General features: G+C 74.7%; 4 protein-coding genes. All 4 read left to right on the top strand.

Features of this window, described 5'->3' with window-relative positions; genetic code table 11:
- Window positions 1-2,362 (top strand): tetratricopeptide repeat protein (locus tag HW577_RS20465; RefSeq protein ID WP_198377974.1); only part of this gene is annotated, 2,362 nt, incomplete at its 5' end.
- On the top strand, window positions 2,359-3,609 hold the full coding sequence (locus HW577_RS20460; RefSeq protein WP_198377973.1) for a class I SAM-dependent methyltransferase: 1,251 nt from the start codon (window positions 2,359-2,361) through the stop codon (window positions 3,607-3,609). The genes HW577_RS20465 and HW577_RS20460, both read left to right, overlap by 4 nt.
- The gene (locus HW577_RS20455) at window positions 3,606-4,133 is read left to right on the top strand and encodes a dTDP-4-dehydrorhamnose 3,5-epimerase family protein (protein ID WP_198377972.1); all 528 of its coding nucleotides are present in this window, start codon (window positions 3,606-3,608) and stop codon (window positions 4,131-4,133) included. Before HW577_RS20460 ends, HW577_RS20455 begins: the two co-directional genes overlap by 4 nt.
- Entirely contained in the window at window positions 4,126-5,031 is a 906-nt protein-coding gene (locus tag HW577_RS20450; RefSeq protein ID WP_198377971.1) for an NAD-dependent epimerase/dehydratase family protein, read from the top strand. Before HW577_RS20455 ends, HW577_RS20450 begins: the two co-directional genes overlap by 8 nt.
- Window positions 5,032-5,077: the final 46 nt, after the last annotated feature.

Below are 5,077 nucleotides of genomic sequence, written 5' to 3'. Positions count from 1 at the left end.
CGCGCCGCGCCCCGCACCGCCCGACCCGGCCATCCGCGCAGCCGCGGAGGCAACGCTGCGCGCCCGCATCGCGGAGGCGCCGGCACAGCCGCAGCCTTGGCAGCACCTCGCCCTGCTGCTGGCCGAAACCGCCCGCCCCGCCGAAGCGGCCGACGCCTTCGCCGAAGCCGTGCGCCTCGGTGCCTCCGCCGCCGCCCTCGCCCTGCCCCATGCCCTCGCCCTGGAATCGGCCGGCCGGCGGAAGGACGCGATCGCGGTGGCCCGCGCAGCGCTCGACAGGCGGCCCAAGGATTTCCCCCTGACCAACCTGCTCGGCGTGCTGCTCAAGCGCGCCGGGCGGCTGGCCGAGGCGGCTGCGGCCTTCGAGGCGGCGAAGCGGCTCGAACCGCGCAACACCTCGCCCTGGAACAACCTCGGCAACACGCTGCACCTGGCGGGCGACTATGCGGGGGCCGCTTCCGCCTATGCCGGGGCGGCGCGGATCGAACCGCGCAATGCCGAATTCTGGCGGCTGCAGGGCCGCTCGCTTGCCGCCGCCGGCGATGCGGAAGGCGCACGCCGCTGCCTCGACCGCGCGCTGCTGATCGACCCGCGCAACCTCGAGGCCGGGCTGCAGCTCTGCGGCCTGCTGCTCCAGGCAGGGGCGTTCGACACGGCGCGCGGCGTGCTGGTCCGGCTCGCCCAGGCCCGTCCGGGGGAGGCCGCGATCGGCGTGATGCAGGCCCGCATCGCCTGGCGCGCGGGGGAGATCGAGGCCGCCAAGGCCGGCTTCGCCGCGGTGCTCGGCGCCACGCCCGGCCATCCGCAGGCGGCGATCCTGCTCTCCCGCCTGCATGGCGACGGCGACCGCGCGGCGGCGAACCAGCTGCTGCGGGACGCGCTCGCGCAGCGGCCGGAGGATCCCGAACTCTCGGCCGAACTGATCGACAGCCTCTCCCGCAGCCGATACGGGTCGGAGACCGCGCATATCGAGGATGCCTACGCGCTGGCCGTCGCGCATATGGACCGCCATCGCGACCGCGTCGCGGAGGATGCCCGCCCGCTGCGCACCATCTTCCAACGCTGCCTCGATGAAGCGCGGCTCGCCGCGACCGGCGCGCTGCCCGACCTCGCCCGCCGCTGGCTCGCCGAGGGGCGCGTCGCGCCGCTGCATTACGAACTCGGCCAGGTCGCGACGCTCGAGGACCGCATCCGCATCCTCGAATGGCACCGCGCCTGGGGCGACGGCGTGGCGCGCGGGATCCGCCCTGTCGCGCCGCTGCCCGCGCCCGCGCTGGCGACGGGCCGGAAGATCCGCATCGGCTTCATGTCGAGCGACCTGCGCAACCACCCGGTCACCTACTTCGCCCTGCCCCTGTTCACGGAGCACGACCGCGATCGCTTCGAGGTCTTCTGCTATTCCTTCTACGAAGGCGCGCGCGACGCGGTGCAGGCGCGCATCGAGCAATCCGTCCACGCCTTCCGCTGGTGGCCGCGCCGGCCGGACCAGCTCGTGGCGGAAGGCATCGCCGCGGACGGGATCGACATGCTGTTCGAGCTCGGCGGCAGCACGGCGATGAACAAGATCGAGGTCATGGCCCGCCGACCGGCGCGGATCGGCGCCTCCTGGCTCGGCTATCCGCATTCGGCGGGGCTGTCCGGCATCGACCACATCCTCGTCGACCCGCATCTCGCGCCGACCGATCCACGGCTGCTCATCGAGACGCCCTTCGAGATGCCGGAAAGCTGGGTCGCGCTCGGCCCGCTCGGCTTCGGGCCGGAACCCATCCTGCCCGGCCTGCCGGAGGACCGTGCGGGGCGCATCACCTTCGGCACCATGAACAACCCCTACAAATACACGACCGCCTGCCTCGACGCCTGGGCGGCGGTGCTGCGGGAGGTGCCGGGCTCGCGCTTCCTGTTCGTCCGGCCCGAGGGCAGCACCGCGCCCTTCCAGGCGAATGCGCGCGCCGCCTTCGCCGCGCGCGACGTCGATCCCGACCGCATCGCCTTCGTCGGCGTGCGCGGGCGGCACCTGCCGCACTACAACGAGATCGACATCGCGCTCGACAGCCTGCCGCACGTCGGCGGCACCACCACCTGCGAGACGCTGTGGATGGGCGTGCCCGTGGTCACGCTGGCCGGGCCGGGCTTCCCCGAGCGGCTGTCGCATTCCAACCTGGTCAATGCCGGCCTGCCGGACCTTTCGACCGGCTCCGTCGCCGACTATGTCGCGCGGGCGGCCGACCTCGCGCGCGACCGCGCGCTGCGGCTGCGCCTGCGCCATTCGCTGCGGGACCTGATCCGCGCCCGGCCGCTCGGCCAGCCGGGGCGCTTCACGAAGCATTTCTACGCCAAGGTCGAGGAGGTGGTGCGCGCATGACCGTGCTCGGCGCGCGGGAAGTCACGGCCTGCCGCGCCTGCGGCGCGCCGCTCGGCCCGGTCTTCTGCGATCTCGGCCGCATGCCGGTCGCCAATTCCTACGTGCCTGACACGGAGGCCGCACGGCGCGAGCCCGCCTTCCCGCTGCGCGCGCTGGTCTGCACCGGCTGCCGCCTGGTGCAGCTCGACACGGTGGTGGACGAGGTCGGGATCTTCGAGGACTACGCCTACTTCTCCTCCATGTCCGACAGCTGGGTCGCGCATGCGCGGCGCTTCGCGGCGGAGATGACCGTGCGCCTCGGCCTCGGGGCCGGCAGCCTCGTGGTCGAGGCGGCGAGCAACGACGGCTACCTGCTGCGCCATTTCCTCGCCGCCGGCATCCCGAGCCTCGGCATCGAGCCGGCGCGCAACGTGGCGGAGGTGGCGCGCGCCGCCGGCGTGCCCACCGAAGCCCGCTTCCTCGGCCGCGCGACAGCGGAGGAAATCCTCGCCGCGCGCGGCCGCGCGGCGGATCTCGTCGTCGCCAACAACGTCCTCGCCCATGTGCCGGATGTGAACGACTTCGCCGCCGGCCTCGCGCTGCTGGCGGGCGGGGCGGGCATCGTCTCGATCGAGGCGCCGCATTTGATCGCCATGGTCGACGGCGTCCAGTTCGACACGATCTACCACGAGCACTACGCCTACTGGTCGCTGCACGCGACGGAGCGGCTGCTCGCGCGGCACGGGCTGATGGTCTTCGACGTGGAGCGGCTGCCGACGCATGGCGGCTCGCTGCGCGTCCTCTCCTCCGCCGCGCCGCGCCGGGCGAGCGCGCGGCTGGCCGATGTTCGCGCCGAGGAAGCCGCGCGCGGCATCGCGGCGGATGAATTCTACCGCGGCTTCGACGCCCGCGCGCAGCGCGTGGTCGCGGGCTTCCGGGCCTGGCTCGCAGCGTCACGGGCGGAAGGGCGGCGCATCGGCGCCTATGGCGCGGCGGCCAAGGGCAACACGCTGCTGAACGCGGCCGGCGTCCGCGCGGCGGACATCCTGGCCGTCGCCGACCGCAGCCCCGCCAAGCAGGGCCGCCTGCTGCCTGGCAGCCATGTGCCGGTGGTGACGCCGGAGGCGCTGCTCGCCCTCGGCCTCGACGACATCCTCATCCTGCCCTGGAACATCGCGCGGGAGGTCGCCGGCCAGCTGCGCGGCGCGGGCTTCGCCGGGCGGCTGCTGGTCGCGGTGCCGGAGATGCGGGAGGTCGCTGCGCGATGATGGTCCGCCCGACCCCGCTGCCGGGGGTGATGGACGTCCTGCCCGCCCCCGTCCGGGACGCGCGCGGCACCTTTACGCGGCTCTGGTGCGAGGAGGCGTTCGCCGCGGCCGGCATCGACTTCCGCCCGGTCCAGGCCAGCCGGTCGGACAATCCGCGGCGGCACACGCTGCGCGGGATGCACTACCAGGCGCCGCCGCGGGCCGAGGCGAAGCTGGTCCGCTGCACCGCCGGCGCGGTGCACGACGTGGTGCTGGACCTGCGGCCCGACAGCCCCGCGCGCGGGCGCTGGATCGCGGTGACGCTGTCCGCCCGGGCGGGCAACGCGCTGTTCATCCCGCCCGGCTGCGCGCATGGCTTCCTGACGCTGACCGAGGATGCCGCGCTCGACTACCTGATCGATGCGCCCTACGCGCCGGACCTCGCGCGCGGGGTGCGCTGGGACGACCCTGCCTTCGGCATCGCCTGGCCCGCGGCGCCGGCGGTGATGTCGGAGCGGGACCGGTCCTGGCCGGACCATGGCTGAACGGGCGCTGGTCACGGGGGCGGCGGGCTTCGTCGGGCGCCAGGTGCTGGCACCCCTCGCCGCGGCGGGGCTCGAAGTGCATGCAGTTCTGCATGCAACGACGGAACCCCCGCCCGGCGCGGCCTTCGCGCATCGTGCCGACCTGCTCGCCCCCGGCACCGCCGCCGCGCTGGTGCGGGACATCCGCCCCGCCCTGCTCGTCCATGCTGCCTGGGTCGTCGCCCATGGGCGCTTCTGGACGGCGCCGGAGAACGTCGATTGGCTGGAGGCGTCGACCGACCTCGCCGAGGCCTTCGCCGCCGGCGGCGGGCGGCGCATCCTCGGCATCGGCAGTTGCGCCGAATATGCTGCGGAAGATCGGGACGACGACGCGCAGTGGCGCGAGACCCGCGCCATCGCGCCGGCGTCACCCTATGGCGAGGCCAAGGCGGCGCTGGCGGCGCGACTGGCAGCGCTGTCCGCGCGCCGCGACGTCTCCGTCGCCTGGGCGCGGCTCTTCCACCTCTTCGGGCCGGGGGAGCATCCGGACCGGCTCGTGCCCGCCGTCATGCGCGCGCTGCGGGCGGGGCGGCCGGCCGAGGTCGCCTCCGGCACGCCCGTGCGGGACTTTTCCAGCACCTGGTTCGCGGGCCGGGCGCTGGCCGCGGTCGCGGCCTCCCGCCTCGAAGGGCCCGTGAATGTCGCCTCGGGCGACGGGGTCGCGATCCGTGCGCTGGTCGAGCGCATCGCCGCCATCGCCGGCCGACCGGACCTGCCGCGCTTCGGCGCCCTGCCCGACCGGCCGGGGGAGGTCGCCGCCATGGTCGCGGACACACGGCGCCTGCGGCGGGAGGCCGGCTTCGCGGAGGCAGCCCCGGTCGAGGCCGACCTGCGGGTCCTCTGGTCGTCCGTCGCATGACGCGTTCCCCGCGGCCACGCCGGGGCGCCGCGCGTCCGCCCACTCT

It is taken from the genome of Neoroseomonas rubea, assembly GCF_016106015.1.
Lineage (GTDB): Bacteria > Pseudomonadota > Alphaproteobacteria > Acetobacterales > Acetobacteraceae > Neoroseomonas > Neoroseomonas rubea.
Note: the sequence above shows the minus strand (reverse complement) of the source record. Positions and strands in the feature narration are given on the sequence as shown.

What these genes read in the sequence shown, in the direction of transcription:
- HW577_RS20460 (WP_198377973.1), top strand. Translation starts at nt 2,359, where the DNA reads ATGACCGTGCTCGGCGCGCGGGAAGTCACGGCCTGCCGCGCCTGCGGC.
- HW577_RS20450 (WP_198377971.1), top strand. Translation starts at nt 4,126, where the DNA reads ATGGCTGAACGGGCGCTGGTCACGGGGGCGGCGGGCTTCGTCGGGCGC.
- HW577_RS20455 (WP_198377972.1), top strand. Translation starts at nt 3,606, where the DNA reads ATGATGGTCCGCCCGACCCCGCTGCCGGGGGTGATGGACGTCCTGCCC.